Raw genomic sequence first — 25,906 nt, forward strand, 5'->3', positions numbered from 1 at the left:
GCTCAGCCCTCCAGGCGCACGGCGGCGAGGTCGTAGGAGTTGAGCTGGAGGAGCCGCACATCCCGGACCCGGGAGCGGCGGGCCAGCACCACGTCGGGGACGAAGGCCCACAGGCAGGGGCGGGTGTTCCAGATCTCCTTCTGGACGGCGGCGAGCTTGGCGTTCCGGGTCTTCTCGTCGGTTTCGGCGGAGGCGTCGGCCAGCCGGTCGGCGATCTGCGGGAAGACGTAGCCCTGATAGGTGTCGCGGGTCTTCTCCTTCTCCGCGGTGCCGCCGTACATGCCCTGAAGGCTGGTGCTGGCGTGTCCGGTGGGGACGGAGAAGCCGTTGCCGAGGACATCCCAGTCGCCGCGGCGGCCCTGCCGCCACTGCTGGATGTCGCCGCCGGGCTCGAACTGCTGGAGCGTCGCGCGGACTCCGACGCCGCGCAGCATCTCCAGCACGGCTTCCATCACCGAGGTGTCGCCGGGGAACTCCCCGGACTCCCAGATGATTTTCACCTTGAGGTCGCGGTGGCCCAGCGCGGCGAGCTGCTTGCGCGCCTTGCCTGGGTCGTGGACGTAGCCGCCGGTGCGTATCGCGCCCTTGAGGGCGAGCGGGACCACTCCCTCGGCCTGCTGGGCGGAGCCGGTGAGCACATCGTCGACGAGGGACTTGCCGTCGATGGCGTAACTCAGCGCCGCGCGCACCCGGGGGTCGGCGAGCGGATGGCCGCGGGGCTTGCGAAAGTTGAAGAACAGCTGGTTGACGCGGGTACCGGTGGTGCGGTCGAGGCGTACCCCGGGCAGTCCGCGCAGCTGTTCGGCCGAGTCGGGGGTGATGGTGTCGATGACGTCCAGCTCGCCGCTGCGGAGGGCGACCACGCGGCTGGACTCCTCGGGGACGAAGCGGACCCGCACCCCCGGGGTGGCGGCGCGCCGTCCCCAGTAGTGCCGGTTGACGGCGAGCGCGTATTCACCGGTGCCGGAGTTCGCCGAGGTGACCACGTACGGACCGGAGCCGACGCCGCCGGACAGCTCCTCGGGCCGGTTCTTGGCCGCCGGGCTGATGAGGATGTTGGCCATCAGCTGGTCGAGGATGGGGACCGGGCGCTTGGTGTGCAGATAGAAGGTGCGCTCGTCCACCGCTTCGATGGCGGGCCGCTCGGGGAAGAGCCCGACGATGAACGAGCCGTTGACGCCCCAGTACATCTTCAGCGCGGTCGCCACGTCCTTGACGGTGACCGGGCTGCCGTCGGAGTAGCGCACCCCGGCCCGCAGCCGGACCGTCCAGCGGGTGGGCTCGGTCATCTCGAACCGGTCGGCGAGCACCAGCTCCGGCTGGAGCCCCTTGCCCATCCGGGTCAGGCCCTGGCGGACCGCGCGCTGCACCGTGACGGCCGCGTCGAATTGGTTGAGCTTGTTGTCGAGGCTGACCAGGGAACGGTTCAGCCCCAGGGTGATGGCACCGGGGCCGGGGCCACCGGTGGGGCCCGCGCACCCGGCGAGCGGGGCGAGGGCGATACCTGCGGAGGTGCCCGCTCCGAGGCGGAGCATGGCCCGGCGGCTGACGTCCGGACCTTGGGGGATTCGGGTCATCGTTGACCTCTCGGCGGTTCTGAGGCGAGCGACCGGCTCACTCGACCTGCCCGGGCGGGGCTCGGACGGGTCAAGGTGTCGCGGCGGTCACCGTGACATGACTGCGCGCTTTACGCAATACCTCTCGCGCGATTCGCGCAACGTGTGTCATCATCGAGACCACGGAGACAGCGTGTCCGCCATCCGATCACGTCTGCTCACTCCCCCTGTCATGGCCATTCAAGGAGGTACCGGTGGAGATGCCGCCCTTCCGCAGGGTGCTGGCCATCGCGGACGACCTGTCCGGCGCCGCCGAGACCGCCGCCGGACTGCGATCGCGCACAACGCGCAGTCGCCTGCTCCTCGTTGGGCCATCCGGGGCACCTCCCGCGACAGGTCCCGAGCCGGGCACGACCGTGCTGGACCTCGACTCGCGCTACCGCCCGGCGGACGAGGCGGCCGACGCCGTCCGCGGCGCGCTGCGGCTGGCACCCGCGGGCGACACCCTGGTCCTGAAGAAGATCGACTCACTGCTGCGCGGCAATGTCGCCGCCGAGGTCGCCGCGCTGGCCGCGGACGGGGCGGGCGTGGTCGTCGCCCCCGCCCTGCCCGTCGCCGGTCGCGTGGTGCGCGCGGGCGTGGTGCACATCGGCGGGGTGCCGCTGCACGAGGGCGGGACCTGGCGCGCCGAGTCCACGGCCCCGCCCTCGTCGCTGGCCGACGCGCTGGGCGGGCTGCCCACCGCGCTGATCCCGCTCGCGACCGTGCGCGCCGCGCGGCCCGCCCTGCTGTCCGCCCTGCGGGCCGCGGTGGCGGCGGGACGGGTGGCGGTCTGCGACGCGGAGACGGACGCCGACCTGGACGCGATCGTCGGGGCCTCGCTCGCCGACGGCCCGCGGCTGCGCCTGGTCGGCACCGGCGGACTGGCGGTGGCCCTCGGCCGCCACCTGGCGGCGGACGCCGGCCCCGCCCCCGTGCCCGACGCGTGGCCGACGGCAGCGGTGACGGAGGCGGCGGACCGGCCCCCCGTGCTGGTCGTCGTCGGTACGGCCGAGCCGGGCGCCGTCGAGCAGGTGCGCCGACTGGTGGCCGACGGCGCCGCGCACATCCCGCTCGACGTGCCCGGCCTGCTGACGGAGCCGCCCGCGGCCGCCCTGCCCCCGCCGACGGCCCCGGTCACGGTCGTCACCCTCGCCCCGGCGGCCGGTCCCGTACCGGCCCGGCGGCTGGTCCACGGGCTGGCCCGGACCGTCGCCGCCGCCCTCGCCGCCCACGACGGGCGGGCCGACCTCGTCCTGACCGGCGGGGAGACGGCGCGCCGGGTCCTGGACGCGCTCGCCGTCGACCGGCTCGACCCCGTCGGGCAGGTGCACCACGGCGCCGTACACCTCCGTACTCCCGACGGGCGATCCGTCGTGACCCGCCCGGGCAGCTTCGGCGATCCCGATTCCCTGCGCCACATCGTCCGGGCGCTGCGCCCCCACCCGACCGAACGGAAGGTCACCTCATGAACTCACCCACCAACCTCGCCCCCGCCGGGTACGCGGCCGGTGCCGCCGGTCCGCTCCCGCTCATCGCGGTCACCATGGGCGACGGCGCGGGCATCGGGCCCGAGGTGATCGTCCCCGCCCTGCTCGCCCCGGAGACCGTGCGGCGCTGCCGACCGGTGGTCATCGGGGACGCGGAGCGGCTGCGGCAGGCGGCCCGGCTGCGCGGCATCGCGTGCGAGATCGTCACGGTCGGCGCGCCCGCCGACGCCGAGTTCACCCCGGGCCGGATCAACATCATCGACCTCGGGCTGCTCCCCGCCGACCTGCCCTGGGGCGAGCTGTCCCCGGTCGCCGGGGACGCCGCGTACCAGTACGTACGGGCGGCCGCCCGGCTCGCCATGGACGGTGAGGTGCAGGGCATCTGCACCGCGCCGCTGAACAAGGAGGCCCTGCACGCGGGCGGGCATCTCTTCCCCGGCCACACCGAACTGCTGGCCCATCTCACCGGTGTCGAGGAGGTGTCGATGATGCTGGCCACCCCGACGGTGAAGGTCATCCATGTCACCACCCACATCGGGCTCATCGACGCCGTCAACAGGATCGAGCCGGGTCTGGTCGAGCGCACCGTGCGCCGCGGCCACGACGCGATGGTCCGGGCCGGTACCCCGCAACCGGTGATCGGGGTGTGCGGCATCAATCCGCACGCCGGGGAGAACGGGCTGTTCGGCTACGGCGAGGAGGAGGAGAAGATCGTGCCCGCGCTGGAGGTGCTGCGCGCGGACGGCATCGACGCCCGCGGACCGCTGCCCGCCGACACCGCCTTCTTCCTGGCCGGGCGCGGCGACTACGACCTGATCGTGGCCATGTACCACGACCAGGGGCACGGCCCGGTCAAGGTGCTGGGCCTGGAGGCCGGGGTCAACCTCACCGTCGGACTCCCCGTCATCCGCACCTCCGTCGACCACGGAACCGCCTTCGATATCGCCGGTACCGGCAAGGCCGACGCCGGTAGCATGATCGAGGCGCTGCGGCAGGCCGCCGAGATGTCGCCCTCGCCCGCCCGCTGAAGTCCGGACGCCCAGCAGCCCATTGGCCGAGAAGACCGAGAAGGACGAGTGACATTGCCGGTACAGGGAGCACGGGCCCGGCGCGACCAGATCGTCCACCTCGCGACGACCACGGGCCTCGCCAGCGTGGAGGAGCTGTCCCGCGCCTTCGGGGTCACCGCCTCCACCATCCGCCGCGACCTCGCCCAGCTGACCGCCGACGGACGGCTGGCGCGGACGTACGGCGGGGCCATGGCCCTGGTCGCCCACCCCGAGGCGTCGCTGCGCCAGCGCACCGGCGAGGCGTTCGAGGCGAAGCAGGCCATCGCCCGCTGGGCGGCGTCGACCGTCCGTACCGGCGAGACCGTGCTGCTGGACGCGGGCTCGACCGTCGGCGCCCTCGCCCATGAGCTGCGCGCGGCCGAGGGGCTGACGGTGGCCACGACCGGGCTCACCGCGCTCCAGGAGCTGGCCGACGTGGAGTCGGTGCGGGTCGAATGCCTGGGCGGTACGCTCCGGCCGCTGAGCCAGAGCTTCCTGGGCCCGCTCGCCGAGGCGGCGCTGGAGCGCATGACGTTCGACCGGGTCTTCCTCGGCGCCGACGGGGTGACGGCCGAACACGGCATCTGCGAGGCGGATCTGCGCCAGACCCGGCTCAAGGAGCTGATGGCCCGGCGCGCCGAGCGGGTGTACGTGCTGGCGCACGCGGCCAAGGTCGGCAGGCGCCCGTTCCACACCTGGATACGGCTGCCGCCCGGCTGGACCCTGGTGACCGACAGCGGCGCCGACGAGGAGGAGATCCGGTCGCTGCGCGCCGGGGGCGTCGAGGTCACGATCGTGGACGCGGACTGACGGCGGGTACGGCGTCCCGCGGCGTACGGTGGAGGCGCCGGAGGCCATGCGTGGCCCCGGGGATATCGGGCACCCGCCCCGCAGGGCACCAGCCCCGCAGGCAGGACATGGCCACCGTCTCACGCGCTTTGGGAGGACACCGTGGCACGGCAGACCGACCCGCTTCACACCGCCTACCCGGCACAGCCCGACGACCCCGTGCCGCCGAGCCCGACCCCGTCGCCCGGACCGGGCGGCCCCGAGCCGGGACCCGCGCCGGGGCCCGTGCCCGGACCGCCTCCGGGGCCGCCGCCGGACCCGGTGCCGTCGCCTCCGCCCGAGCCGCCGGGGCCCGTGCCGGGGCCGCCTCCGGGCCCGTCCCCGGACCCCGTGCCCAACCCCCCGGGCCCCGATCCGGTCCCCGATCCCTCCCCGGCGCCGGGCCCGCTGACCTGATCCTCGGCGCGCGACCCGGCGGCCGGGAGTAGCCCTGGTGGCGTAAGCGGACGGGTGCGGGCGCGGGCGCGGTGAGAGGGTCGTAAATCCCCGGCCGCCTCGGAATCCCGGACCGCCAAGGAGCCGCAGATGCCGCGCACCGCCCCGCACCACCCCGTTCTGGAGCCCGCGGCCGCCGCGTTCGCCGAGGCCACCGCGAAGCCGCCGTATCTGTACCAGATGTCGCCCTCGGAGGGCCGCAGGACGGTCGACGCGGTGCAGTCCGGGGAGGTCGCCAAGCCCGAGGTGGACGAGGAGTGGATCAGCGTCACCGGGATTCCGGCCGGTGGGGTGAAGGCGCGGATCGTCCGCCCGCCGAATGCCTCCGGGACCCTTCCGGTGATTCTCTATGTGCACGGCGCGGGCTGGGTGTTCGGCAACGCGCATACGCACGACCGGCTGGTCCGGGAGCTGGCGGTCGGAGTCGGCGCGGCCGTGGTGTTCCCCGAGTACGACCTCTCCCCCGAGGCCCGCTACCCGGTGGCGCTGGAGCAGTGCTACGCGGTCGGGCAGTGGATCGTGGCGCACGGCGAGGGCGCCGGGCTCGACGCGGACCGGCTCGCGGTGGCCGGGGACTCGGTGGGCGGCAACATGACCGCCGCGCTGACGCTGATGGCCAAGGAGCGCGGCGATGTCTCCCTCGTCCAGCAGGTGCTGTTCTATCCGGTGACCGACGCGAACTTCGACACCGGCTCGTACGAGCAGTTCGCCGACGGCTACTACCTGACCCGCCAGGGCATGCGGTGGTTCTGGGACCAGTACACCACCGACCCCGAGCAGCGGGCCGAGATCACCGCCTCCCCGCTGCGCGCGGACACCGGCCAGCTCAAGGGGCTGCCGCCCGCGCTGGTCATCACCGGTGAGGCCGATGTGCTGCGGGACGAGGGCGAGGGTTACGCGGACAAGCTCCGGGACGCCGGTGTGCCGGTGACCGCGCTGCGGATGCAGGGCATCATCCATGACTTCCTGATGCTCGACGCCCTGCGGGACACCCATGCGGCGCGGGCCGCGCTCACCCTGGCCGTGGACACCCTGCGCGGCGCGCTGGGCACGGCCTGACCTCGGTGTCCGGCCCGGTTCCGGGGCTCAGCTCCCGGCGCCGCCCGCCTTGGCCTGCTTCTTCATCTGCTGCTTGTAGGCGCGCACCTTGTCCAGCGACTCGGGGCCGGTGATGTCGGCCACCGAGCGGTACGAGCCCGCCTCGCCGTAACCCCCCGCCGCCTCCCGCCAGCCCTCGGGCCGCACCTCGAACCGCTTGCCGAGCAGGGCGAGGAAGATCTGCGACTTCTGCTTGCCGTAGCCGGGCAGGGCGTTCAGCCGCCGGAGGAGTTCGGCGCCGGTGGGGACATCGCGCCACAGGGCGGCCGCGTCGCCGTCGTGGTGCTCGACCAGGTACTGGCACAGCTGCTGGACCCGCTTGGCCATCGATCCGGGGTAGCGGTGCACGGCCGGTTTCTCCGACAGCAGCGCCGAGAACCGCTCGGGGTCGTACGCGGCGATCTCCTGGGCGTCCAGGTCGTCGGCGCCCATCCGCCGCGCGATGGTGTACGGGCCGGTGAACGCCCATTCCATGGGGACCTGCTGATCGAGCAGCATGCCGGTCAGAAGGGCCAGGGGGCTGCGCGCGAGCAGGGCGTCGGCCTCGGGTTGCTGGGCGAGACGAAGGGTGGCGTCCATCCCCGGCGGATACCCATCGCTGCGATCTCGAATCACCCCACGTCACAATTCCCCCCAAAGACGCAGGAAAGGTAGGTCGATTTGGCCGAATTGCACGACCTTGGGGGGCATGCGAGCCTGGTTTCGACCGCAGAACCGACCGTGAAACCGATCGCCCTTCAGAGAGCGGGACCTCACCGCATTCACCGCTGTGCCGCGGGCAGGCCGTGACATCGGACCACGGAGGCGAGTGACCATGTCAGCAACCGCGACTCGCCGCCGACACCACGACGACACCCCCGACACCGGCGGCGCCTTTCTGCGACTGTCCCGGCTGCCCTCCGGAGCCGAGCGCGACGCGCTGCGCGAGGCGATCATCTGCGAGTGGCTGCCGGTCGCCAAGCGCCTGGCGCTGCGCTACCGCAACAAGGGCGAGAACATCGAAGACCTCACCCAGGTCGCCTCGCTGGCCCTGGTGAAGGCCGTCGACCGCTACAACCCGGACCTCGGCCACGCCTTCCCCTCGTACGCCATCCCCGTCATCACCGGCGAGCTGAAGCGGCACTTCCGCGACTATCTGTGGACGCTGCACATTCCGCGCAACATCCAGGAGGTCCGCTCCCGCACCCGCTCGGCGCGCGACGCGCTGGAGCAGGAGCTTGGCGGCCGCACGCCCACCGTCGGGGAGATCAGCACCCGCACCGGCATGCCGCAGGAGGACGTACGCGCCGGTCTGGAGGCCAGCGCCTCCTGCACCCCGCTGTCCCTCAACGCCGCGGTGCAGGGCGCAGAGGAACGGCTGCTCGCCGAGACGGTCGGCGCGGACGACGCCGCGATCGAACGGGTCGTCAACCGCGAATCGCTGCGGGTGCTCATCGCGGACCTCTCCGAACAGGACCGCTACGTGCTCTACCTGCGGTTCTTCGCCGGGCTTTCGCAGAGCCAGATCGGCGAGATCCTCGGCTTCTCGCAGATGCACATATCCCGTCGGCTGTCCCGGCTCTACAGCGAGCTGCGCCAGGGGCTGCTGGCCCACGCGTGACCCCCGTACGCAGCCCCCGCTCCCCCGGCAGGAGGTGGCCGATGCGCTCCGAGACCGCCCGTATCGCCGCGGACGACGCCCTGCTCGTGGGCGATCTGGTCCTTCCCGAACAGCCCGCGGCCGTCGTGGCCTTCGCCCACGGCAGCGGCAGTTCCCGGCACAGCCCGCGCAACCGCGCGGTGGCCGGGGTGCTCCAGGACGCGGGGCTCGCGACGCTCCTGTTCGACCTGCTCACCGACGCCGAGGAGCGGGTGGACGCGATCACCGCGGAGCACCGCTTCGACATCCCGCTGCTGGGACGGCGGCTGGTGGCGGCGGTCGACTGGCTCGCCGGGCACCCCGGCACCGGCGGCCTGCCGGTGGGCCTGTTCGGCGCCAGTACGGGCGCGGCGGCCGCCCTGACCGCCGCGGCGGAGCGGCCGGAGCGGGTGCGGGCCGTGGTGTCCCGGGGCGGCCGCCCCGACTTGGCGGGCGGGGTGCTGAACCGGGTCGGCGCGCCGGTGCTGCTGGTGGTGGGCGGGGACGACCACGAGGTGCTGCGGCTGAACGAGCAGGCCGCCGCGATGCTGGCCGCGCCGCACGAGGTCCATGTGGTGCCCGGGGCGACCCATCTGTTCGAGGAGCCCGGAGCGCTGGAACAGGCGGCGGAGGCGGCCCGGAACTGGTTCGCGCGCATGGCCGAACAGCGCGGCGCCACCCGCTGACCGCGTACCGCTTGGTGCCGACGCGTACCGCTAGGTGCCCAGCACCTCGCGCAGGTCGTACGAGACGGGCTCCTCCAGCTGCGCGTAGGTGCACTCCCCCGGCTCCCGGTCGGGCCGCCAGCGCCGGAACCGGGCGGTGTGCCGGAAGCGGTCGCCCTGCATGTGGTCGTACGCCACCTCGCACACCCGCTCCGGGCGCAGCGGCAGCCAGGACAGGTCCTTGACGCCGGTCCAGCGGCTCGGCGCGCCCGGCATCCGGCCCTGGGCGTGCGCCTCCTCCCGCGCCCAGTCGGCCCACGGGTGGCCCTCGACGGACTCCATGCGCAGCGGCTCCAGTTCGGTCATCAGCTCCTGGCGGCGGCGCATCGGGAAGGCGGCGCAGACGCCGACGTGCTGGAGGCGGCCGGTGGAGTCGTGCAGGCCGAGCAGCAGGGAGCCGACGACCGGTCCGGACTTGTGCAGCCGCAAGCCCGCCACCACGCAGTCGGCGGTGCGCTCGTGCTTGACCTTGACCATGACGCGTTCGCCGGGCCGGTAGCCGAGGTCCGGGCGCTTGGCGACGACGCCGTCGAGCCCGGCCCCCTCGTACCGCTCGAACCACTGCCGTGCCACGTCGAGGTCGTCGGTCCAGGGGGCGGTGAAGACGGGGTCGGCGGCCTCCCGCAGCGCCTCGGTCAGGGCGTCGCGGCGCTCGCTGAGCGGGGCGTCCATGAGGGAGGTGTCGCCGAGGGCGAGGAGGTCGAAGGCGACGAAGCCCGCCGGGGTGGTTCCGGCCAGCATCCGCACCCGGGAGTCGGCGGGGTGGATGCGCTCCAGGAGGGCGTCGAAGTCGAGGCGGCCGCCGCGCGCGATGACGATCTCGCCGTCCAGGACGCAGCGCGGCGGCAGCCGGGTGCGGAAGGCGTCGACGAGTTCGGGGAAGTAGCGGGTGAGCGGCTTGCCGGTGCGGCTGCCGATCTCGATCTCGTCCCCGTCGCGGAACACGATGGCCCGGAAGCCGTCCCACTTCGCCTCGTACCGCATCCCGGGCGGGATCGTGGCCACCGACTTGGCCAGCATCGGCGCCACCGGGGGCATCACCGGAAGGTCCATGATGTCTTCGATTGTGCCGCCGCCGGAACCCGCGCGCCCGCCGGGAGGTGGAGCGGACGGAGTGGCCCTAGCTTTGGGGGTATGGCAGAGACGGTGGAGCTTGACGTCGGTGGGCGCAGCGTACGGCTGTCCAGCCCCGGGAAGGTGTACTTCCCGGAGCGGGGCTTCACCAAGCTCGACCTCGCCCGCTACTACCTCGCCGTCGGCGACGGTGTGCTGCGGGCGCTGCGGGACCGGCCGACGACGCTGGAGCGCTACCCGGACGGGGTGGCGGGGGAATCGTTCTTCCAGAAGCGGGCGCCGAAGAACCTGCCCGACTGGATCCCGACCGGCCGCATCTCCTTCCCCAGCGGGCGGTACGCGGACGAGCTGTGCCCCACCGAACCGGCGGCCGTGGTGTGGGCCGCGAACCTCGGCTGTCTGACCTTCCATCCGTGGCCGGTGCGGCGCTCGGACACCGATCACCCCGATGAGCTGCGCATCGACCTCGACCCGCAGCCGGGCACGGACTACCGGGACGCGGTACGGGCCGCGGGCGAGCTGCGCGAGGTGCTGGACGAGCTGGGGCTGCGGGGCTGGCCCAAGACCTCGGGCGGGCGGGGCATGCACGTCTTCGTGCCCATCGTGCCGGAGTGGACCTTCGCCCAGGTCCGGCGCTCGGCGATCGCGGTCGCGCGGGAGCTGGAGCGGCGGGCACCGGAGCGGATCACCACGGCGTGGTGGAAGGAGGAGCGCGGCCAGAAGATCTTCGTGGACTACAACCAGACCGCGCGGGACCGCACCATCGCCAGCGCCTATTCCGTACGCCCCCATCCGCACGCCCCGGTCTCCGCGCCGCTGCGCTGGGACGAGGTGCCCGACGCCCGGCCGCGCGACTTCGACCTGGCGACCATGCCGGTGCGCTACCGGGAGGTCGGCGATGTGCACGCGGACATGGACGAGCACGCGTACCGGCTGGACGCCGCGCTGGAACTGGCCGACCGGGACGAGCGGGAGCACGGCCTCGGCGACCTTCCGTATCCGCCGGAGCACCCCAAGGTGAAGGGCGAGCCGAAGCGGGTTCAGCCGAGCCGCGCCAAGCACTGAGCCGCGCGTCGGGTGCGAGAATCGCGGCATGGCTGTCTTCGCGCATCCGGACCGGCACCGGGTGGCCGTGCTGGTGCGGCACGGGATGCTGCCGTTCGAGCTGGGCATGGCGCACCGCCTGTTCGGGCGGGCCGTCTCGGCGTCCGGCGAGCCGCTGTACGAGGTGGTGACGTGTGCGCTGGTGCCCGGTGAGGTGCGTACGGACTCCGACGTCAGCGTGAACGTCGCCCACGGCCCGCAGGCGCTGGCCGAGGCCGACACGGTGATCGTCCCGGCCGCCAACGAGAAGGACGAGCCGCAGACCGAGGGCCGCCTCGGCCCCGCCCTGGCCGCTGCCTTCGCCCTCATCCGGCGGCCCGGCACCCGGATCGCCTCCATCTGCACCGGCGCCTTCGTCCTGGCGGCGGCCGGGCTGCTGGACGGCCGCCGGGCGACGACGCACTGGCAGGCCGCCGACCAGTTCCGGGCGCTGTTCCCGGCGGTCGCGCTGGACCCCGACGTCCTGTACGCCGACGAGGGCGACATCCTCACCTCCGCCGGAGACGCCTCCGGCATCGACCTGCTGCTGCATCTGATCCGGCTCGACCACGGCTCCGCGGTGGCGGGCGAGGTCGCACGGGGCGCCGTGGTGGCGCCGCACCGCGACGGCGGCCAGGCCCAGTTCATCCGCCGCCCCGTCCCCGCGCCGCGCGGCTCCACCACGCGCGAGGCACGGGCCTGGGCCCTGACCCGCCTCGACCGCCCGCTGACCCTGGCGGAGCTGGCCGCGCGCGAGTCGATGAGCGTACGGACGTTCTCGCGCCGGTTCCGCGAGGAGGTCGGGATGACGCCCGTGACGTGGCTGACGCAGCGCCGGGTGGAGCGGGCGTGCCAGCTGCTGGAGGAGACGGACCTGTCGGTGGACCAGGTGGCCGCGGAGGCAGGCTTCGGCACGGCGGCGTCGCTCCGGACGCATCTGCGCGAGGCGCTGGGCGTCTCGCCGAGCGCGTACCGCTGCACGTTCCGCGGGGAGTAGGGCCGTGGTGAGTGGCCGAGGACCCTGAGGGGCACAGAGTTGCTCGAATCTCTCCTCTAGCACAATCCAGCGCCTTGCTCCGGCGCAATATCCTGCCAAGATTGCCGAGATCGGTTCGCCTCGACGTACCCGTCGACCACGCTTGATGGCGTCATGTCGAGGGATCACGAAGGAGCGGCCATGCCGGGCAGCAGCACCGTCACCGTCCATGCCGATCGGGAGGTCCGGCCCAGCCACGCCGTGGCGCCGCCCATCTACCAGACGGCGGCGTTCTCGGCCGAGGACGCGCAGACGTTCGCCCAGGCCGCGGTCGACCGGCGGGGCCAGGACTTCTACACCCGCTTCGGCAATCCGAACCACGCCCAAGTCGCGGCCGTCGTGGCGGAACTGGAGGGCACCGAGGCGGCCATGGTCACCGCGTCCGGGATGGCCGCGCTGACCACCGCCGTGCTGGCCCTGGTGTCCACCGGCGACCACGTCATCGGGCAGCGGTCCACCTACGGCGGCACGGCCTCGGTACTGCTGAACCTGCTGCCCCGCTTCGGCGTGTCGACCACCCTGGTGGACCAGACCGACCCGGAGGCGTTCGAAAAGGCGCTGACCCCACAGACCCGCCTGATCCTGGTGGAGTCCCCGAGCAATCCGCTGCTCCGGATCACCGACCTGCGCGCCGTCGCGGACCTGGCCCGCGCGCACGACGTACTGACCATGGCGGACAACACCTTCGCCACTCCGCTGAACCAGCGCCCGACGGACTTCGGCATCGATCTGGTCTGGCACAGCGCGACCAAATACCTGGGCGGTCACTCCGACGTGTCCGCCGGAGCGCTGGCCGGCCCGGCAGAGCAGCTGGACCGGATCTGGGAGACCGGTCTGCTCACCGGCGCCGTCCTCGGCCCGTTCGACGCGTGGCTGCTGCTGCGCGGGATGCGTACGCTTCCGTTGCGCGTGCCCCGGCACAACGCCAACGGCCAGGCGCTCGCCGAGGCCCTGCACGACCACCCCGCCGTGAGCCGTGTGCACTTTCCCGGCCTGGCGTCCCACCCGCAGCACGAGCTGGCCGCACGTCAGATGAAGGGGTTCGGCGGGGTGCTCGGCATCGAGTTCACCGGCGGTTACGAGGCGGCCGACGCGTTCCTGGGCCACCTGCGCTACGCCCGCCGGTCGGCCAGCCTCGGCGGCGTGGAATCGCTGGCCGTGCACCCCGCGTCCATGTGGCAGGGCATGCTCAGCGAGGACCAGATCGCCGCCTCGGTTCCGCCGGGCCTGGTCCGGCTGGCCGCGGGCACCGAGGACACGGCCGACCTGGTCGCCGACGCACTCGCCGCGGCCGACGCGGTGGCCGCCACCGGTCACCGCCACCGGTGACCGCGTCAGGACGCCGTGAGCGTCTTCATGGTGACGTAGCTGTTCACCATGGCGACGCCGGGAAGATCGGCCAGCCGGTTGGCGTGGAAGTCCTCGTAGGCGGCCAGATCGGCGACCTCGACCTGAAGCAGGTAGTCGTAGTTGCCGGTGACGTGATGGGCGTGGACCACCTCGGGCAGTTGGATGACCGCGCGCTCGAACGCGGTCACGTCGCCGCGCTTGTGTCTCATGAGCCGGACACCGGCGAACACGCGGAGGCCGCGGCCGAGGGCGGCGGGGTCGATCTCCGCCCGGTAGCCGCGGATCACTCCGGTTTCCTCGAGCCGGTTCACGCGCCGCAGGCAGGGTGACGGCGAGAGGCCGACCCGGGCGGCGAGCTCCGCGTTGCTGATCCGCCCGTGCTTTTCGAGCACGGCGAGGATCGCCCGATCTACATCATCCATAAGGGCAGACTATTTACTCAAGGAGGAGTTCTCAGATGAGGATCCTGCTCACCGGCGGCACCGTGGTCAGCATGGACCCGGCTGTCGGCGATCTCGAACGCGGTGACGTGCTGATCGAGGACGGTGTGATCACCGAGGTGTCCGAGGCGATCGACGCTCCGGGCGCCGAGGTGATCGACGCGACCGACCGGATCGTCATGCCCGGCTTCGTCGACACCCACCGGCACACCTGGCAGACCGCGTTCCGCGGCGTCGGCGCGGACTGGACGTTCCCCGAGTGGGCGGTGGCGATGCACGGCACACTCAAGCCTCACTACCGGCCCGAGGACGTCTACCTGGGCACCCTGCTCGGTCGGCTGGAGGCCCTCCACTCCGGTGTGACCACGATGCTCGACTGGTTCCACTGCGCGCAGGGCCCCGAGCACGCGGACGCCGCCGTCGAGGCGCTGCGCGACACGGCCGGACGCTCGGTCTTCTGCCACGGCGCGGGGTGGGGCACCACTGGCCCGGTCGATGCCGAGGTCCGCCGTGTGCGGTCCGCGCTTCCCGGGGGCGGGCTGGTCACCATGGCACTGGGGCTGCGCGGCGCGGACGACACCTCCATGGACACGGTCGCCGAGGAGCTGAAGCTGGCGGCCGAGCTGGACCTGCGGACCAGCGTCCACGTCACCTCCGACGGCACTCAGCGCCCGATCGCGGACCTGCGCGAGCACGGGCTGCTGCGGGACACCACGACGTTCGTGCACGCCAACGGGCTCGGCGACGACGAGCTGCGGATGCTCGCCGACGCCGGCAGTTCGGTGTCGATCAGCCCGGACGTCGAGCTGAGGATGGGATTCGGCTGGCCGATGACCGGCCGGATGCTGGCCGCGGGCGTCCGCCCGACACTCTCCATCGACGACGTCCCCTCTGTCGGCGGCGACATGTTCGCCACCATGCGCACCGCCTTCGTGGTGCAGCGTGGCCTGGACGGTGGCCTCAACTCCCGGGACCTGCTGGAGTTCGCCACCGTCGACGGCGCCCACGCGCTGGGACTCGCCGCCCGCACGGGCAGCCTCACGCCCGGCAAGGACGCCGATGTGATCCTGCTGCGCACCGACGACATCACCGTGCTCCCGGCAGCCGGTCCGGCCGGCACGGTCGTCGCGGCCGGTCACCCCGGCCTGGTCGACACGGTTCTCGTCGCGGGCCGCGTCGTCAAGCGGGACGGCGTGCTGGTGGACGTGGACCTGCCCGCGCTGAAGGCACGGCTGGTGGCATCCCGCGACCAGGTCGCCGCGGCCGCCGGTATCCCGCTCGACGGCACCTGGCGTCCGGGGCCGAAGGCGGCGTGACCGTGCCCACCCAAGAGCCGCCACACCGGTTCATCACCCACAGCACCGGAGGAATTGATGCGGATCGGTGAGATCGAGATCCATCCCCTCACCGACGGGACCTTCCGCGCCTCGCCCGCCTACTTCGGCGAGCACGCCCGCCCCGAAGGCCACGAGGACCTGTTCCTCCCACCCGACGGCATGGCCTGGCTGCCCATCGGCTGCTTCCTCGTCCGCACCGGCGACCGCGTCGTCCTCGTGGACGCCGGAATGGGACCCGCGATCGACGACCACAGCCCGCGCCGGCTTCTCGACGGCCCGGACGGGGCGATGCCCGATCACATCCGAGACGGCCTCAAGGCGACCGCCGAGCGGGGCAGCCGCCTCCAACTGCTCGACCGTGGCACCACGGTGGCGCCCGGCATCACCCTGACGATGACGCCCGGACACACACCCGGACACCTGTGTGTCATCGTCGCCTCCCAAGTCCGCCGCGCGATTCTGCTCGGCGACGCGATCGTCTGCCCGGTCCAGCCGGACGAGCCCACCTGGCATTCCATGGGCGACGTGGATCCCCAGCTCGCGCAGCAGGTCCGCGAGCGGCTGTTCCGTGAACCCGAGGACGGGGCGGCCATCGGCGTCGGCGCCCATTTCCCCGAGCTGGAGTCCGGCCGCGTACTCACCGGGCAGGGCCGACACTGGTTCACCTGACCCGCGGCCCTGTGGCTGTCCCCAGGAGGAGAACTGACGGTGGCAGGCTGTCCGGGACCTGCCGCCGTCGGCAGCCTTGACCCATGCCTGGATCACATCGATTACCTCGGATACTGCTGCTCCTGCTGGCACTGACCGTCGCCGCCCCGCCGGCGCACGCGAGCGCGAGGACCACCACCGATCCGGTGCGTGAACTGGCGCGCGTCGCGCAGCCGCTGCGCACCACGGAGCCCGGCGCCCCCGGCGGGGATCTGCGCCCGCTCGGCCGCATGATCGGCTCGGCGAAGATCGTCGGACTGGGTGAAGCCACGCACGGCTCCCGGCAGTTCTTCACGATGAAGCACCGCGTCTTCCGGTACCTCGTCGAAGAGAAGGGCTTCACCACCTTCGCGCTGGAGGCTCCCTGGTCCACCGGCCTGGTCCTCAACGCGTACGTGCTGCACGGGAAGGGCGACCCGGAGAAGATCATGCGGAAGGAGTTCCAGAGCTCCTACCGGATATGGAACACCCGCGAATACCTCGATCTGCTGAGGTGGATGCGCACCCACAACGTCCGCCACCCCGACCACCCCGTGCGGTTCATGGGTGAGGACAACGGCTACGCGGGACCTCAGCTGTTCGACGAGGTCACGGACTATGTGTCCGCCCACCACCCGCGGCTGCTGCCGGAGTTCCGCCGCTCCTACCGCGCGCTCCGGCCGACCGGGAGCGTGGCGGAGACCGTCAACGAGAACCTGGCCAAGCCCGCCGCCGAGCGCGAGCGGACGGCCACGGACGTGCGGCGCGCCTACGAGCTGCTTCGGGCGCAGGGGCCGGACGGGGACCGGAGGGCGTACGAGTGGGCTCTCCAGCACGCCAGGGCCATTTCCCAGACCGGCACCCTCTACGCGTACTACGACCTCTCCGACCCGGAGAAGATCGCCCGGGCCATGCTCTACCGCGACCAGATCATGGCGGAGAACACCGTGTGGTGGCAGCGGCACACCGGCCACCGGATGCTGCTGTCGGCCCACAACGGCCATGTCTCCTACGAGTCCGACAACCCTGAGCAGTATCCGAAGACCCAGGGGGAGTTCCTGCGCGAGACGGTCGGAGCCGGATACGTGAACATCGGCTACACCTTCGGGCAGGGCTCGTTCAACGCGATGGATCTGACGGATCCGGAGGAGCCCTACCGCCGCTTCTCCGTGGAGCCGCTGGGCGCGGGCAGCAATGAGGAGGTGCTGGAGCGCGTCTCGCGCCGGGACTACTACATCGATCTGCGGGCCGCGCCCGAACCGGCGCGGGACTGGCTGCTGGCGAAGCGGCTGACCCGCTCCATCGGGAACGCCTGGCCGGAGGACCCCTATCCAACCTCGCTCGGGCGCCAGTTCGACGTGCTGATCCACCTCCATCGCGTCACGGCCGCGGATCTCCTGTCGACGACCTGATCTACCGCCGCGGGGCCACCAGGCGTTCTGGGCCCAGGGTGGTGAACCAGTGCTGGATCCGGTCCTCGTTGTGGGTCCGCGCCAGGGACAGGGTCAGCAGCAGCCGGGCCTTCTGCGGGGTCAGGTCCTGGGCGCCGACGACGCCGCGTACGTGCGGGTCGTACACCGCCCCCGACCCGGTGCGGGAGGCCGAGGCGAAGAGCACGCCGTTCTTCACCGCGTCCGCGCGGGCCTCCGTCATGGCCGGGGAGAGGCCGCCCGCGCCGGTGCCCGCGGTGACGACACCGGCCGCGCCCGCGTCGGCGAACGCCTTGATGGCCTCGGGCCCGGCGCCCTGGTAGCTGTAGGCGATCTCGACCTTCGGCAGCGGCCGCCGGGCGATGCGGTCCAGGTCGAACGGGGTCTTCCAGCCCGGCTTGCCGCATTCCCGGACGCGCGCCGGGGCCCGGTCGATGCGGATGTGGTTCTGGTCGACGACACCCAGCTCACCGCTGCTGCCGCTGGTGAAGGCGTTCAGCCGCGACGCGTCGGCCTTGCGGACCTCGCGGGCGGCCTGGATCTGGTCGTTGAGCATGACGACGGTGCCGAAGCAGGTGGTGCGGCCGCTGGCGGCGAGGTGGATCGCGTTGAAGAGGTTGGCGGGGCCGTCGGAGCCGATGACCGTCCACGGGCGCAGAGCGCCGGTGAGCACGACGGGCTTGTCGCTGCGGACGGTGAGGTCCAGCCAGTACGCGAACTCCTCCATGGTGTCCGTGCCGGTGGTGACGACGACCGCGTCGTTCGTCCGCAGCGCGTTGTCGACCGCGGCGGTGAGCCGCCGGTACTCGGGGACGGAGTAGTCGTTGGAGTCCTTGTTGCCGAACTGCCGTGTCGTGACGTCGGCGAGCCGGTTCACTTCGGGCCTGAGGTCCTCGACCAGCCGGGACACCGGGAGCTGTCCGGACTCGTAGTTCTGGAAGGACACCCGGCTCTTGCTGACGCCCGCGATGGTGCCGCCGGTGCCGATGACGGCGACCTGTGGCTTGGGCCCGCCCCGGGGCCCCGGCGACTGTCCGGCGACGGCGAGGGCCGCGGCGGGGGTGCCGAGGCCGACGGCGATCAGGGTGATCAGGACGGCGGAACCGCGGGCGATCTGGTGCATGGGAACCACTCAAAGCGGCATTTACGGGCAGATACGGCATATACGAACGGACTATCCACCGTAACCACGTTCTCCGGCGGAGGGCGAGCGCCCGCACAGCCGGGCCAGCAGCAGCGCCACGTCGTCGTCCGGCGCCCCGTGCAGCGCCGCCAGCACCTGGTCGCAGATCCGGTCCAGCGGGCCCTGGTGGTGGCGGCGCAGCAGCTGGACGAGGGTGTGCAGTCCGACGTCCAGCGACTCGTGCCGTTTTTCCACCAGACCGTCGGTGAACAGGGCCAGCACCGCGCCCTCGGCCAGTTCGCAGTCGACCGCGGCGAACGGAACGCCGCCGACGCCCAGCGGGGCGCCGCTGGGGGTGTCGATCAGCTCGGCGCCGCCGCCCGGGTGGACCAGGACCGGCGGCAGATGGCCCGCGGTGGACAGCTCGCAGTGCCCGGTGCGCGGGTCGCAGACCGCGTACAGGCAGGTGGCGATGGAATCCCCCAGGGTCTGGGTGATCTCGTCCAGGTGGCGCAGCAGCTCGACGGGCTCCAGGCCGAGCTGGGAGAAGGCGCGGGTCGCGGTGCGCAGCTGCCCCATGATCGCGGCGGCGTGGATGCCCTTGCCCATGACGTCCCCGACGACCAGGCCGACCCTGCCGTCCCGCAGCGGCAGCACATCGAACCAGTCGCCGCCCGCGGCGCTGACCGCGGGCAGATAGCGGGAGGCGGTCTCCAGGCCGTCGAGATCGCGCGGCGGCAGGGACAGCAGGCTGCGCTGGAGGGTGAGCGCGGCGTCGCGTTCACGCCCGTACAGCCGGGCGTTGTCGATGGCCAGGGCGGCACGGGTGGCCAGCTCGCAGGCGAGGGTGAGGTCGTCCTCGTCGAACGGCCGGGGGTTGACCGTGCGGTGCAGGCTGAGGGTGCCGAGCACGCCGCCGCGGGCGATGAGCGGGGCGGCGATGTAGGAGTGGACGCCCTCGCGCCGCAGCATCTCGGCGGCGGCCTCGTCGCGCGCGATACGGCGTATGTCCTGCTCGGACGTGCGCGGCAGCAGGATCGGCGTGGCGTCGCGCACGCACTGGGCGATCAGGCGGTTCGGGCCGTAGCGGGCGATCTCGCCGACCGGGTCGGCGGCGTCGACGGCCTCGGTGGGATAGCCCGCGGCGACGGCGAGCGCCCGGAAGCGGGCCGAGCCGTCGCTCCGTACCCGGGCCACGGGTTCGCGGTGCACCACCGCGTCGAGGACGTCGACGGCCGCGAGGTCGGCGAGCCGGGGCACCGCCACATCGGCGAGTTCCTGGGCGGTCTGCCGCAGGTCCAGGGTGGTGCCGATGCGGACGCCCGCGTCGGCGACGACGGCCAGCCGCTCGCGCGCCTCGGCGACCTCGCTGGCCGCCCGGTGGCGCGCGGACACGTCGATGACCGAGACGGCGACGCCCAGGACCCGGCCGCCGGGGTCCTCCAGCCGGTAGTACGACTCCGACCAGGCATGGTCGCGGTCGGGGTCGGCAGGGGTCCGGCCGATGGTCTGCTGGTCCAGGATCGGTTCCCCGGTGGCCAGGACGCGCCGCATGGCGGTCTCGATGGCCTCGGTGTCGAGCCCGGGCAGCAGCTCGCTGATCCGGCGCCCGCGCACCAGGGGTTCGGGCATGCCGTTCATGCGCTGCAGCGACGGGTTGGCGCGCAGCCACCGCAGTTCGGTGTCGAAGACCGCGAGGCCCACCGGCGACTGCTTGATCAGCAGGCCCGATACGGCCAGGTCGGTCTCGACCCGCCGTACGGTCCCCTCGTCGGCGGCCAGCCCGAGGGCGTACGCGTCGCCGTGCACGTCGTGGAGGCCCATGGTGTGGAACTCGACGCGCACGGTGGTGCCGTCCCGGCGCCGGACGGGGAAGACGCCCGCCCAGGTGTCGCCCGCCCGGACCCGGGCGAACAGGTCCACGGCCGCCCGCCGGTCCGCCGGGTTGACGAGCAGCTGGTCGGCGCGGCGCCCCAGGGCCTCGGCAGCGCGGTAGCCGAACAGCAGCTCCGCCTCGGGGCTCCACAGGGTGATCCGGCCGTCGGCGTCCAGCACCACGGCGGCGACCCGCAGGACGTCGAGCACTCCGCCCGCGACCGTGGTCAGGCCGTCCTCGGCCGTCGGGTCCGCCTCGCTGTCCTGGTCAAGACGGTCATGCGTCGTCATACCGGCACCTCACGGGCTCGCCGTGCCCTCCCTCTGTCATACCTCGCCCCGGGCACCACCGCACCACCGATGGGGGATGCGGGCACGGTCAGATGGTGAACGGGCGCTGCCGGGCGAAGCCGGGGCGCTCGGCTCCGGCCAGGACCAGATGGGGGGTCTGGTCCGGGGGCATCCGCCTGACGATCTCCCGGTGCAGGGCGCGGTAGCTGCCCGGGAACGCGCCGCCCCGCCAGATCTCCAGCAGGGTGCCGGTGAACAGCCCGTTGACCGTGCCGTCGGCGGAGGTCTGGTTGTCCTGGCAGCCGGAGATGTGCAGCACCGTGGCGTCGATTTTCGCGAGGTCCTTGGCGGTGCAGGTCTTCTGGATCCGGTCGTAGAGGCCGCGGTCGCGGGCGTAGACGGCGGACTGCACGGGCTGGGGCATCGCCCGCAGCCGCCTGCCGACCTCGCGGGGGTCGTCGGTGGCGAAGCGGCGGCCGAGTTCACCCGCGCTGAGCACCTCGGGCAGCCGCCGGGCGACCGTACCGCTGTGGCAGCTGTCGGAGAGCATCCAGATCCGCACGCCCCTGGCGAACTTGCCGAACAGCCCGAACAGCTCGTCGTCGACCAGCTGACGGTCGTACAGCACCCAGGTCCCGTCCAGCCGCTCGCCGGTCTCGTCGTGGTTGAGGTCGGGCACCTGGCCGCCGTGGCCGGAGTAGGTGAGGAAGAGGATGTCGCCCTCGGCCAGCCGCCCGGCCGCGGTCTCCAGCGCGGAGGTGACCGCCTCGGCGGTGGCGGCGGCGCTCAGCAGCGGGCCGGTGACCTCGAAGCCCGCGGCAGCGGCGAGCCGGGCCATGTCGGTCGCGTCCCGCTCCCCCGCGGTGAGCTCACCGCTCCAGCCGTCGTACGCCACGGGGTCGACCTGGTTGAGTCCTATGTGCACGGAGAGACCGGTGGGCATGGGGGCTCCTCGGGTGGCGGTCGACCGGACAGTGCGCGGCGCGGCCGCCCCGCGGGCGAGGGTTCGCCCTCCCCAGGATGATGCGGCGATACGTACCGCTCCGCCCTGTTTTCCGGGCCCATCCGGAGGACCTGCGGCCGCTCCGCCACGGCGGACCTAAGGCCGCTCCGCGCCCCCGGCGGACAAGGCGCGCACGACGAGGTCGGCGGTGCGCTCCAGATAGCCGGGCTCCGGCGGCACCCCCCGCACCGCGATGCGCCAGTAGACGGGCGCGGCGAGCAGATCGAGCGCCAGCTCGCGGTCGGTGTCCGGCGGCAGCTCGCCCCGCGCCACCGCGCGGTCCAGCACGCCGATCGCGCGGGCCCGGCGGGGCCCGCCGATGGTGGTGGCGAGGGCCTGCGCCAGCGCCTCGTCCCGGCGCGCCTCGGCGATCAGGTCCGGGAGGATCCGGCTGAACCGCGGGTGGGTCAGCCAGTCGGCGACCGCCCGCAGCGCGGACAGCACATCGCCGCGCAGCGTCCCGGTGTCGGGCAGGTCGACCATCGCGACGCTCAGTTCGGACGCGACGTCGATGACCATCTGCTGCTTGGAGGCCCACCGCCGGTACAGCGCGCTCTTGCCGACCCCGGCGCGCTTGGCGACCGCCTCCATCGACAGCCGCCCGTAGCCCTGTTCGGCGAGTTCGTCGAGCACGGCCGCGCGGATGGCCTCGGTCTTGTCCGGGCGCAGCGTGGCGGCGCCGCTCGGGGCGCGTCGGGTGGGCGGGGCGGGGCGAGAGGGATCCGGCATGGCCCGAGAGTAGCAGATGGACGAGACGGTACCGTTCTGTTTAGATGTGCGACGGGACGACACCGTCCCGTCCATTCACTGGAGGAGCAACACGTCATGGACGCACGCGTCACGGTGTACGAGCGGATCAAGGAGCGTCTGCTCGCCCACGACATGGGGGGATTCGCGGATCTGTGGGCCGAGGACGGCACCATGGAGTTCCCGTTCGCCCCGCCCGGCTGGCCGCGCAGGCTGGAGGGGCGCGAGGCGGTGCGGGAGTACGTACGCGACTACACCGACCACATCGATCCGCGGGCCGTGGCCCACGAGACGGTCCATCTGACCGCCGACCCCGCCGTGCTGATCGTGGAGTTCACGGTGGAAGCCGTCGCCGTCCCCTCCGGCCGCCCGCAGCGGATCGACTACGTGGCCGTCCTCACCGTCCGGGAGGGCGAGATCGCCTCGTACCGGGACTACTGGAATCCGCTCCTGCTGAACGGGGAGCTGGGCTTCGCCGCCGAGGGGAGCCGGACCGATGGCTGAACCCGGCGTGCTGGTCATCGGCGCGACCGGAACCACCGGCTCGCGCGTCGCGACGCTGCTGCGGGAGCGCGGCGCGCCGGTGCGGGCCGCCGCCCGGCGGCCCGATCCGGCGGCGGGCGCGGAGGGGGTGCGCTTCGACTGGTACGACCCGGCCACCCATGCCGCCGCGCTGACCGGGGTGGAGCGGATCTATCTGGTCGCCCCCGTGGGCGAGGCCGATCCGATGCCCGTGGTCGAACCGTTCCTGACCGCCGCGCTCGACCGGGGCGTACGGCGGGTGGTGCTGCTCAGTTCCTCCGCGGTCCCGTGCGGCGCGCCGGTCCTGGGCGCGCTGCACCAGTTCGTACGGGACACGGTGCCCGAGTGGGCGGTGCTGCGGCCGTCGTGGTTCATGCAGAACTTCACCGGCGACCACGCGGTGGCCCACGCCATCCGCGGCGACGGGCAGATCGTCACCGCCACCGGTGACGGCCGGGTCGGCTTCGTCGACGCGGACGACATCGCCGCCGTCGCCGTCCGGGCCCTGCTGGACGACCGCCCGCACAACACGGACCACGTCCTCACCGGCCCGGAGGCGCTCGGCTACGCCGAGGCGGCGCTCATCGTGGCCGAGGTCTCCGGGCGCCCGGTCGGCCATGTCGCGGTGACGGCCGAGGCGCTGCGGGAGAGGCTGACGGGGCTGGGGATACCGCGGGACTTCGCGGCGATGCTGGCGGGCCTCGACGAGGACATCCGGGGCGGCGCGGAGGACCGTACGACGGACGCGGTCCGCCGGATCACGGGCCGCGCACCGCGGTCGTTCCGGGACTTCGCGAAGGCCCACCGGGCGGCCTGGGCGTAGGCCCGCGTCAGCGCAGCAGCAGCTGGAGGCCGCCGACCACGGTCGCCGCGATCACCAGCCGCTCGAAGAGCAGCTGGTCGATGCGGTCGACGCACAGCTTGCCGAGGATGGCGCCGGGTATCACGAAGAGGGCGAGGCCCGCGTCCAGCAGCAGGGAGTGGCGGTCGATCAGGCCGAGCCCGACGCTGAAGGGCACCTTGCACACGTTCACGATGAAGAAGAACCAGGCCGAAGTGCCCAGGAAGCCGAGCTTCCGGAAGCCGGAGGAGATCAGGTAGAGGGACATCACCGGGCCGCCCGCGTTGGCGACCATGGTGGTGAACCCGCCGAGCGCACCGTACGAACCGGCCTTGGCCCGGCCCCCGGCGCCACCGGCCGGCTGGTCGGCCGCCGCCGCGTCCGCCCCCGTACGCCGTCGCCACACCGTGACGGCGGCCATGAACAGCAGGATCGCGCCGATCGACACGCGCACCGCCGCGTCGTCGGCCCACAGCATGAACACCCAGCCCGCCACCACCCCGACCGCGACCGCGGGCAGCAGCCGCCACAGGGTGGCCCAGTGGGCGTGCCGCCGGTAGGTGAGTACGGCGATCACATCGCCGACGATGAGCAGCGGCAGCAGCACCCCCGTCGACTCACGGGCGGGCAGTACGGCCGCGAAGATGGCGAGGCTGACCGTATTGGCCCCGCTGACGGCGGTCTTGGAGAAGCCGACGAGCAGGGCCGCACCGGCCAGCGCGGCCAGTTCCCAGAGCGCGATGGTGTTCATGCCACGACACGATGCTACGTACCCACCTGCGCGGATACGGCGGGGTGGCGCTACGGCATCGGGCGGTCCGCGGCTTCGTCCAGTGCGGCCCGTAGCGTGCGGCTGTCGGTGAGGCCCTCCCCCGGCCGGGTCAGCCAGATGTGGCCGCGCCGCACGCACCCGGGGCGGGGGCACCGCAGCACCCGGCCCGCCCCGGCCGCCGCGACCGTGCGGCGGCGGGCGTACGGGGTCCCGGCCAGCCAGCGCTTCCATTCGGCCGCGGACCCGGGCGGGACGAGGAAGGTCAGCACATGGCTGGAGGTCGCCAGCATCACGGGCCCGGTCGCGGCATCGCGCCGCTGGAGGGCCTGGATCACCGCCGTACCGATGTCGTCGGCCATCCGGACCAGGTCGAAGACGGTGCCCACCGGCAGATCGGCGAGTCCGTCGCCGCTGGCCCACTGGAGCCGTACCCGCCCGGGTTCGTCGCTGGCGGCCAGCAGCCAGTCGGCCGCGTCGGTCTGCACGGTGCCGCCCACAGGGCTCATGAGGCGTGCTCGAGGGGCAGGGTGAACCACACCTTCTTCCCCTCGCCCCCCGGGTCCGGCGGCTCGGTGCCCCAGTCGCTGGCCAGGCAGTCGACTATGGCGAGACCGCGGCCGGACTCCTCGGTCAGCGAGGCGCTGCGGAAGATGGGGATGACGGGCGAGCCGTCGGCCACCTCGACGCGCAGCTCATGGCCGAAGCATCCGTCGGCGACCTCCAGGGAGACGGTGATGGTCACGGTGTCGGCGGGGCCGGCGCTGCCGTGCTCGACCGCGTTGGCGAACAGTTCGTTGGTGGCGAGGACGGCGCCGTCCACGAGCGCGCCGAGCCGCCAGTCGTTCAGATGGCCCGTCACCATGCGCCGCACCGCGGCGGCACGGTCGGGAAGGGCGGGGAATTCGGCCCGGAAGAGCCGACGGGTGACGAGGGCGCTCATAAGCCCCTCCCCGCGCGGTTCGGGCCCGGTGATCCGGATGCAGTGGCGGTTGACGGACACCGCGAGGGCAGGGCGGTCGCGCCCCAGGTCCTCGTCATCGGCCGGTGCCGGCCGCTGCGGCAGTCCTGGGAGGGATCGGCTCACGGTGTCCGTCCTCGTCGGTCTGTGGGCTCTCATGACATACAGGCACATGGGGTGGTTGATGTTCCGTTACGCGGGTAGGCGCTTGCTGACGACTGACGGCGCTGCGTCTGAGCCGGTGGCGGTTGGTGCGCGCCCCCCGTCCGACCCGCCTGGACCGGCTGCCACGGACGGCGTCGACGCGGTCGCGGTTGGTGCCGGATACCGGCATGGTTCCTCCTTCGAAGGCAGCTCGGAGCGTCATCGGTCACCGTCATGTAGAAAAACGGTTGAACCGACCGGTGGGCGAGAGGGCATGGGGGTTGTCCGGTTGTACGGGCGTAGTGGTTCGGGCCGTACGGTCCTGGCGAGGCAG

At 72.8% G+C, this 25,906-nt stretch carries 25 protein-coding genes; 14 read left to right on the forward strand and 11 right to left on the reverse strand.

Annotated elements, in window-relative coordinates:
* Positions 1-2: 2 nt before the first annotated feature.
* Positions 3-1,577 (reverse strand): ABC transporter substrate-binding protein, encoded by a 1,575-nt coding sequence (locus ACZ59A_RS31875; RefSeq protein WP_470965869.1) that lies wholly within the window; start codon positions 1,575-1,577, stop codon positions 3-5.
* 239 nt (positions 1,578-1,816) lie between these two features.
* Here ACZ59A_RS31875 and ACZ59A_RS31880 point away from each other — a divergent pair, with 239 nt between their 5' ends.
* From ACZ59A_RS31880 to ACZ59A_RS31895, 4 genes are all read left to right on the forward strand, one after another.
* Positions 1,817-3,067, forward strand: coding sequence for a four-carbon acid sugar kinase family protein (locus ACZ59A_RS31880; RefSeq protein WP_470966522.1), 1,251 nt, complete (start codon positions 1,817-1,819; stop codon positions 3,065-3,067).
* Positions 3,064-4,113: a 4-hydroxythreonine-4-phosphate dehydrogenase PdxA gene (gene pdxA / locus ACZ59A_RS31885; RefSeq protein WP_470965872.1), complete on the forward strand. Its 1,050-nt coding sequence runs from the start codon at positions 3,064-3,066 to the stop codon at positions 4,111-4,113. Before ACZ59A_RS31880 ends, pdxA begins: the two co-directional genes overlap by 4 nt.
* Before the next feature lie 54 nt (positions 4,114-4,167).
* On the forward strand, positions 4,168-4,944 hold the full coding sequence (locus ACZ59A_RS31890; RefSeq protein WP_470966525.1) for a DeoR/GlpR family DNA-binding transcription regulator: 777 nt from the start codon (positions 4,168-4,170) through the stop codon (positions 4,942-4,944).
* A gap of 564 nt (positions 4,945-5,508) precedes the next feature.
* Positions 5,509-6,477: an alpha/beta hydrolase gene (locus ACZ59A_RS31895; protein ID WP_470965875.1), complete on the forward strand. Its 969-nt coding sequence runs from the start codon at positions 5,509-5,511 to the stop codon at positions 6,475-6,477.
* A 27-nt stretch (positions 6,478-6,504) separates the two neighbouring features.
* On the opposite strand, the gene ACZ59A_RS31900 is transcribed toward ACZ59A_RS31895, so the two are convergent.
* Complete coding sequence (locus tag ACZ59A_RS31900; protein ID WP_470965877.1) at positions 6,505-7,095, reverse strand: HhH-GPD-type base excision DNA repair protein; 591 nt, start codon at positions 7,093-7,095, stop codon at positions 6,505-6,507.
* A 235-nt stretch (positions 7,096-7,330) separates the two neighbouring features.
* Between ACZ59A_RS31900 and ACZ59A_RS31905 the strand changes: the two genes are divergently transcribed.
* Together ACZ59A_RS31905 and ACZ59A_RS31910 are read left to right on the forward strand one after the other, a co-directional pair.
* Positions 7,331-8,116: a sigma-70 family RNA polymerase sigma factor gene (locus ACZ59A_RS31905; RefSeq protein WP_470965880.1), complete on the forward strand. Its 786-nt coding sequence runs from the start codon at positions 7,331-7,333 to the stop codon at positions 8,114-8,116.
* Positions 8,117-8,157: 41 nt separating this feature from the next.
* The gene (locus tag ACZ59A_RS31910; protein WP_470965882.1) at positions 8,158-8,820 is read left to right on the forward strand and encodes a dienelactone hydrolase family protein; all 663 of its coding nucleotides are present in this window, start codon (positions 8,158-8,160) and stop codon (positions 8,818-8,820) included.
* A 30-nt stretch (positions 8,821-8,850) separates the two neighbouring features.
* Here ACZ59A_RS31910 and ACZ59A_RS31915 read toward each other — a convergent pair whose 3' ends face one another.
* Positions 8,851-9,912, reverse strand: a complete 1,062-nt coding sequence (locus ACZ59A_RS31915; RefSeq protein ID WP_470965884.1) for an ATP-dependent DNA ligase — start codon at positions 9,910-9,912, stop codon at positions 8,851-8,853.
* Positions 9,913-9,993: 81 nt separating this feature from the next.
* Between ACZ59A_RS31915 and ligD the strand changes: the two genes are divergently transcribed.
* From ligD to ACZ59A_RS31930, 3 genes are all read left to right on the forward strand, one after another.
* Entirely contained in the window at positions 9,994-10,998 is a 1,005-nt protein-coding gene (gene ligD / locus ACZ59A_RS31920; RefSeq protein ID WP_470965887.1) for a non-homologous end-joining DNA ligase, read from the forward strand.
* 28 nt (positions 10,999-11,026) lie between these two features.
* Positions 11,027-12,013, forward strand: a complete 987-nt coding sequence (locus ACZ59A_RS31925; RefSeq protein ID WP_470965889.1) for a GlxA family transcriptional regulator — start codon at positions 11,027-11,029, stop codon at positions 12,011-12,013.
* A 180-nt stretch (positions 12,014-12,193) separates the two neighbouring features.
* Positions 12,194-13,381, forward strand: a complete 1,188-nt coding sequence (locus ACZ59A_RS31930) for a trans-sulfuration enzyme family protein (protein ID WP_470965891.1) — start codon at positions 12,194-12,196, stop codon at positions 13,379-13,381.
* A gap of 5 nt (positions 13,382-13,386) precedes the next feature.
* On the opposite strand, the gene ACZ59A_RS31935 is transcribed toward ACZ59A_RS31930, so the two are convergent.
* Positions 13,387-13,824, reverse strand: coding sequence for an Lrp/AsnC family transcriptional regulator (locus ACZ59A_RS31935; protein ID WP_470965894.1), 438 nt, complete (start codon positions 13,822-13,824; stop codon positions 13,387-13,389).
* 35 nt (positions 13,825-13,859) lie between these two features.
* Here ACZ59A_RS31935 and ACZ59A_RS31940 point away from each other — a divergent pair, with 35 nt between their 5' ends.
* The 3 genes from ACZ59A_RS31940 to ACZ59A_RS31950 all read left to right on the forward strand — a co-directional run bounded on the left by ACZ59A_RS31940 (position 13,860) and on the right by ACZ59A_RS31950 (position 17,278).
* Positions 13,860-15,158, forward strand: a complete 1,299-nt coding sequence (locus ACZ59A_RS31940; protein WP_470965897.1) for an amidohydrolase family protein — start codon at positions 13,860-13,862, stop codon at positions 15,156-15,158.
* 57 nt (positions 15,159-15,215) lie between these two features.
* A complete protein-coding gene (locus ACZ59A_RS31945; RefSeq protein ID WP_470965900.1) occupies positions 15,216-15,848 on the forward strand; it encodes an MBL fold metallo-hydrolase in 633 nt (210 codons plus the stop codon).
* An 83-nt stretch (positions 15,849-15,931) separates the two neighbouring features.
* On the forward strand, positions 15,932-17,278 hold the full coding sequence (locus ACZ59A_RS31950; protein WP_470965902.1) for an erythromycin esterase family protein: 1,347 nt from the start codon (positions 15,932-15,934) through the stop codon (positions 17,276-17,278).
* Position 17,279: 1 nt separating this feature from the next.
* On the opposite strand, the gene ACZ59A_RS31955 is transcribed toward ACZ59A_RS31950, so the two are convergent.
* The 4 genes from ACZ59A_RS31955 to ACZ59A_RS31970 form a co-directional block, all read right to left on the reverse strand.
* Complete coding sequence (locus ACZ59A_RS31955) at positions 17,280-18,419, reverse strand: asparaginase (RefSeq protein ID WP_470965904.1); 1,140 nt, start codon at positions 18,417-18,419, stop codon at positions 17,280-17,282.
* Positions 18,420-18,470: 51 nt separating this feature from the next.
* Positions 18,471-20,585 carry a SpoIIE family protein phosphatase gene (locus tag ACZ59A_RS31960; RefSeq protein ID WP_470965907.1) on the reverse strand — a complete coding sequence of 705 codons (2,115 nt, stop codon included), beginning with the start codon at positions 20,583-20,585 and terminating at the stop codon, positions 18,471-18,473.
* Positions 20,586-20,673: 88 nt separating this feature from the next.
* Positions 20,674-21,528 (reverse strand): caspase family protein, encoded by an 855-nt coding sequence (locus ACZ59A_RS31965; protein ID WP_470965909.1) that lies wholly within the window; start codon positions 21,526-21,528, stop codon positions 20,674-20,676.
* Positions 21,529-21,684: 156 nt separating this feature from the next.
* On the reverse strand, positions 21,685-22,317 hold the full coding sequence (locus tag ACZ59A_RS31970; RefSeq protein ID WP_470965911.1) for a TetR/AcrR family transcriptional regulator: 633 nt from the start codon (positions 22,315-22,317) through the stop codon (positions 21,685-21,687).
* 96 nt (positions 22,318-22,413) lie between these two features.
* Between ACZ59A_RS31970 and ACZ59A_RS31975 the strand changes: the two genes are divergently transcribed.
* Together ACZ59A_RS31975 and ACZ59A_RS31980 are read left to right on the forward strand one after the other, a co-directional pair.
* Positions 22,414-22,839, forward strand: a complete 426-nt coding sequence (locus ACZ59A_RS31975; protein WP_470965914.1) for a nuclear transport factor 2 family protein — start codon at positions 22,414-22,416, stop codon at positions 22,837-22,839.
* Positions 22,832-23,680: an ergot alkaloid biosynthesis protein gene (locus ACZ59A_RS31980; RefSeq protein ID WP_470965916.1), complete on the forward strand. Its 849-nt coding sequence runs from the start codon at positions 22,832-22,834 to the stop codon at positions 23,678-23,680. The genes ACZ59A_RS31975 and ACZ59A_RS31980 overlap by 8 nt, the downstream gene beginning before the upstream one ends.
* Before the next feature lie 7 nt (positions 23,681-23,687).
* Here the strand turns inward: ACZ59A_RS31980 and ACZ59A_RS31985 are convergent, their stop codons facing one another.
* Genes ACZ59A_RS31985 through ACZ59A_RS31995 form a run of 3 tightly spaced genes read right to left on the reverse strand, consistent with a single transcriptional unit; the run spans position 23,688 to position 25,554 of the window.
* Positions 23,688-24,449, reverse strand: a complete 762-nt coding sequence (locus ACZ59A_RS31985; protein WP_470965918.1) for a sulfite exporter TauE/SafE family protein — start codon at positions 24,447-24,449, stop codon at positions 23,688-23,690.
* 50 nt (positions 24,450-24,499) lie between these two features.
* Positions 24,500-24,976 (reverse strand): hypothetical protein, encoded by a 477-nt coding sequence (locus tag ACZ59A_RS31990; protein ID WP_470965921.1) that lies wholly within the window; start codon positions 24,974-24,976, stop codon positions 24,500-24,502.
* On the reverse strand, positions 24,973-25,554 hold the full coding sequence (locus tag ACZ59A_RS31995; RefSeq protein ID WP_470965923.1) for an ATP-binding protein: 582 nt from the start codon (positions 25,552-25,554) through the stop codon (positions 24,973-24,975). Before ACZ59A_RS31995 ends, ACZ59A_RS31990 begins: the two co-directional genes overlap by 4 nt.
* Positions 25,555-25,906 lie beyond the last annotated feature (352 nt).

The organism is Streptomyces sp. NPDC040405 (assembly GCF_055595765.1).

What these genes read in the sequence shown, in the direction of transcription:
- ACZ59A_RS31875 (WP_470965869.1), bottom strand. Translation starts at nt 1,577, where the DNA reads ATGACCCGAATCCCCCAAGGTCCGGACGTCAGCCGCCGGGCCATGCTC.
- ACZ59A_RS31880 (WP_470966522.1), top strand. Translation starts at nt 1,817, where the DNA reads ATGCCGCCCTTCCGCAGGGTGCTGGCCATCGCGGACGACCTGTCCGGC.
- pdxA (WP_470965872.1), top strand. Translation starts at nt 3,064, where the DNA reads ATGAACTCACCCACCAACCTCGCCCCCGCCGGGTACGCGGCCGGTGCC.
- ACZ59A_RS31895 (WP_470965875.1), top strand. Translation starts at nt 5,509, where the DNA reads ATGCCGCGCACCGCCCCGCACCACCCCGTTCTGGAGCCCGCGGCCGCC.
- ACZ59A_RS31900 (WP_470965877.1), bottom strand. Translation starts at nt 7,095, where the DNA reads ATGGACGCCACCCTTCGTCTCGCCCAGCAACCCGAGGCCGACGCCCTG.
- ACZ59A_RS31905 (WP_470965880.1), top strand. Translation starts at nt 7,331, where the DNA reads ATGTCAGCAACCGCGACTCGCCGCCGACACCACGACGACACCCCCGAC.
- ACZ59A_RS31910 (WP_470965882.1), top strand. Translation starts at nt 8,158, where the DNA reads ATGCGCTCCGAGACCGCCCGTATCGCCGCGGACGACGCCCTGCTCGTG.
- ACZ59A_RS31915 (WP_470965884.1), bottom strand. Translation starts at nt 9,912, where the DNA reads ATGGACCTTCCGGTGATGCCCCCGGTGGCGCCGATGCTGGCCAAGTCG.
- ligD (WP_470965887.1), top strand. Translation starts at nt 9,994, where the DNA reads ATGGCAGAGACGGTGGAGCTTGACGTCGGTGGGCGCAGCGTACGGCTG.
- ACZ59A_RS31925 (WP_470965889.1), top strand. Translation starts at nt 11,027, where the DNA reads ATGGCTGTCTTCGCGCATCCGGACCGGCACCGGGTGGCCGTGCTGGTG.
- ACZ59A_RS31930 (WP_470965891.1), top strand. Translation starts at nt 12,194, where the DNA reads ATGCCGGGCAGCAGCACCGTCACCGTCCATGCCGATCGGGAGGTCCGG.
- ACZ59A_RS31935 (WP_470965894.1), bottom strand. Translation starts at nt 13,824, where the DNA reads ATGGATGATGTAGATCGGGCGATCCTCGCCGTGCTCGAAAAGCACGGG.
- ACZ59A_RS31940 (WP_470965897.1), top strand. Translation starts at nt 13,860, where the DNA reads ATGAGGATCCTGCTCACCGGCGGCACCGTGGTCAGCATGGACCCGGCT.
- ACZ59A_RS31945 (WP_470965900.1), top strand. Translation starts at nt 15,216, where the DNA reads ATGCGGATCGGTGAGATCGAGATCCATCCCCTCACCGACGGGACCTTC.
- ACZ59A_RS31950 (WP_470965902.1), top strand. Translation starts at nt 15,932, where the DNA reads ATGCCTGGATCACATCGATTACCTCGGATACTGCTGCTCCTGCTGGCA.
- ACZ59A_RS31955 (WP_470965904.1), bottom strand. Translation starts at nt 18,419, where the DNA reads ATGCACCAGATCGCCCGCGGTTCCGCCGTCCTGATCACCCTGATCGCC.
- ACZ59A_RS31960 (WP_470965907.1), bottom strand. Translation starts at nt 20,585, where the DNA reads ATGACGACGCATGACCGTCTTGACCAGGACAGCGAGGCGGACCCGACG.
- ACZ59A_RS31965 (WP_470965909.1), bottom strand. Translation starts at nt 21,528, where the DNA reads ATGCCCACCGGTCTCTCCGTGCACATAGGACTCAACCAGGTCGACCCC.
- ACZ59A_RS31970 (WP_470965911.1), bottom strand. Translation starts at nt 22,317, where the DNA reads ATGCCGGATCCCTCTCGCCCCGCCCCGCCCACCCGACGCGCCCCGAGC.
- ACZ59A_RS31975 (WP_470965914.1), top strand. Translation starts at nt 22,414, where the DNA reads ATGGACGCACGCGTCACGGTGTACGAGCGGATCAAGGAGCGTCTGCTC.
- ACZ59A_RS31980 (WP_470965916.1), top strand. Translation starts at nt 22,832, where the DNA reads ATGGCTGAACCCGGCGTGCTGGTCATCGGCGCGACCGGAACCACCGGC.
- ACZ59A_RS31985 (WP_470965918.1), bottom strand. Translation starts at nt 24,449, where the DNA reads ATGAACACCATCGCGCTCTGGGAACTGGCCGCGCTGGCCGGTGCGGCC.
- ACZ59A_RS31990 (WP_470965921.1), bottom strand. Translation starts at nt 24,976, where the DNA reads ATGAGCCCTGTGGGCGGCACCGTGCAGACCGACGCGGCCGACTGGCTG.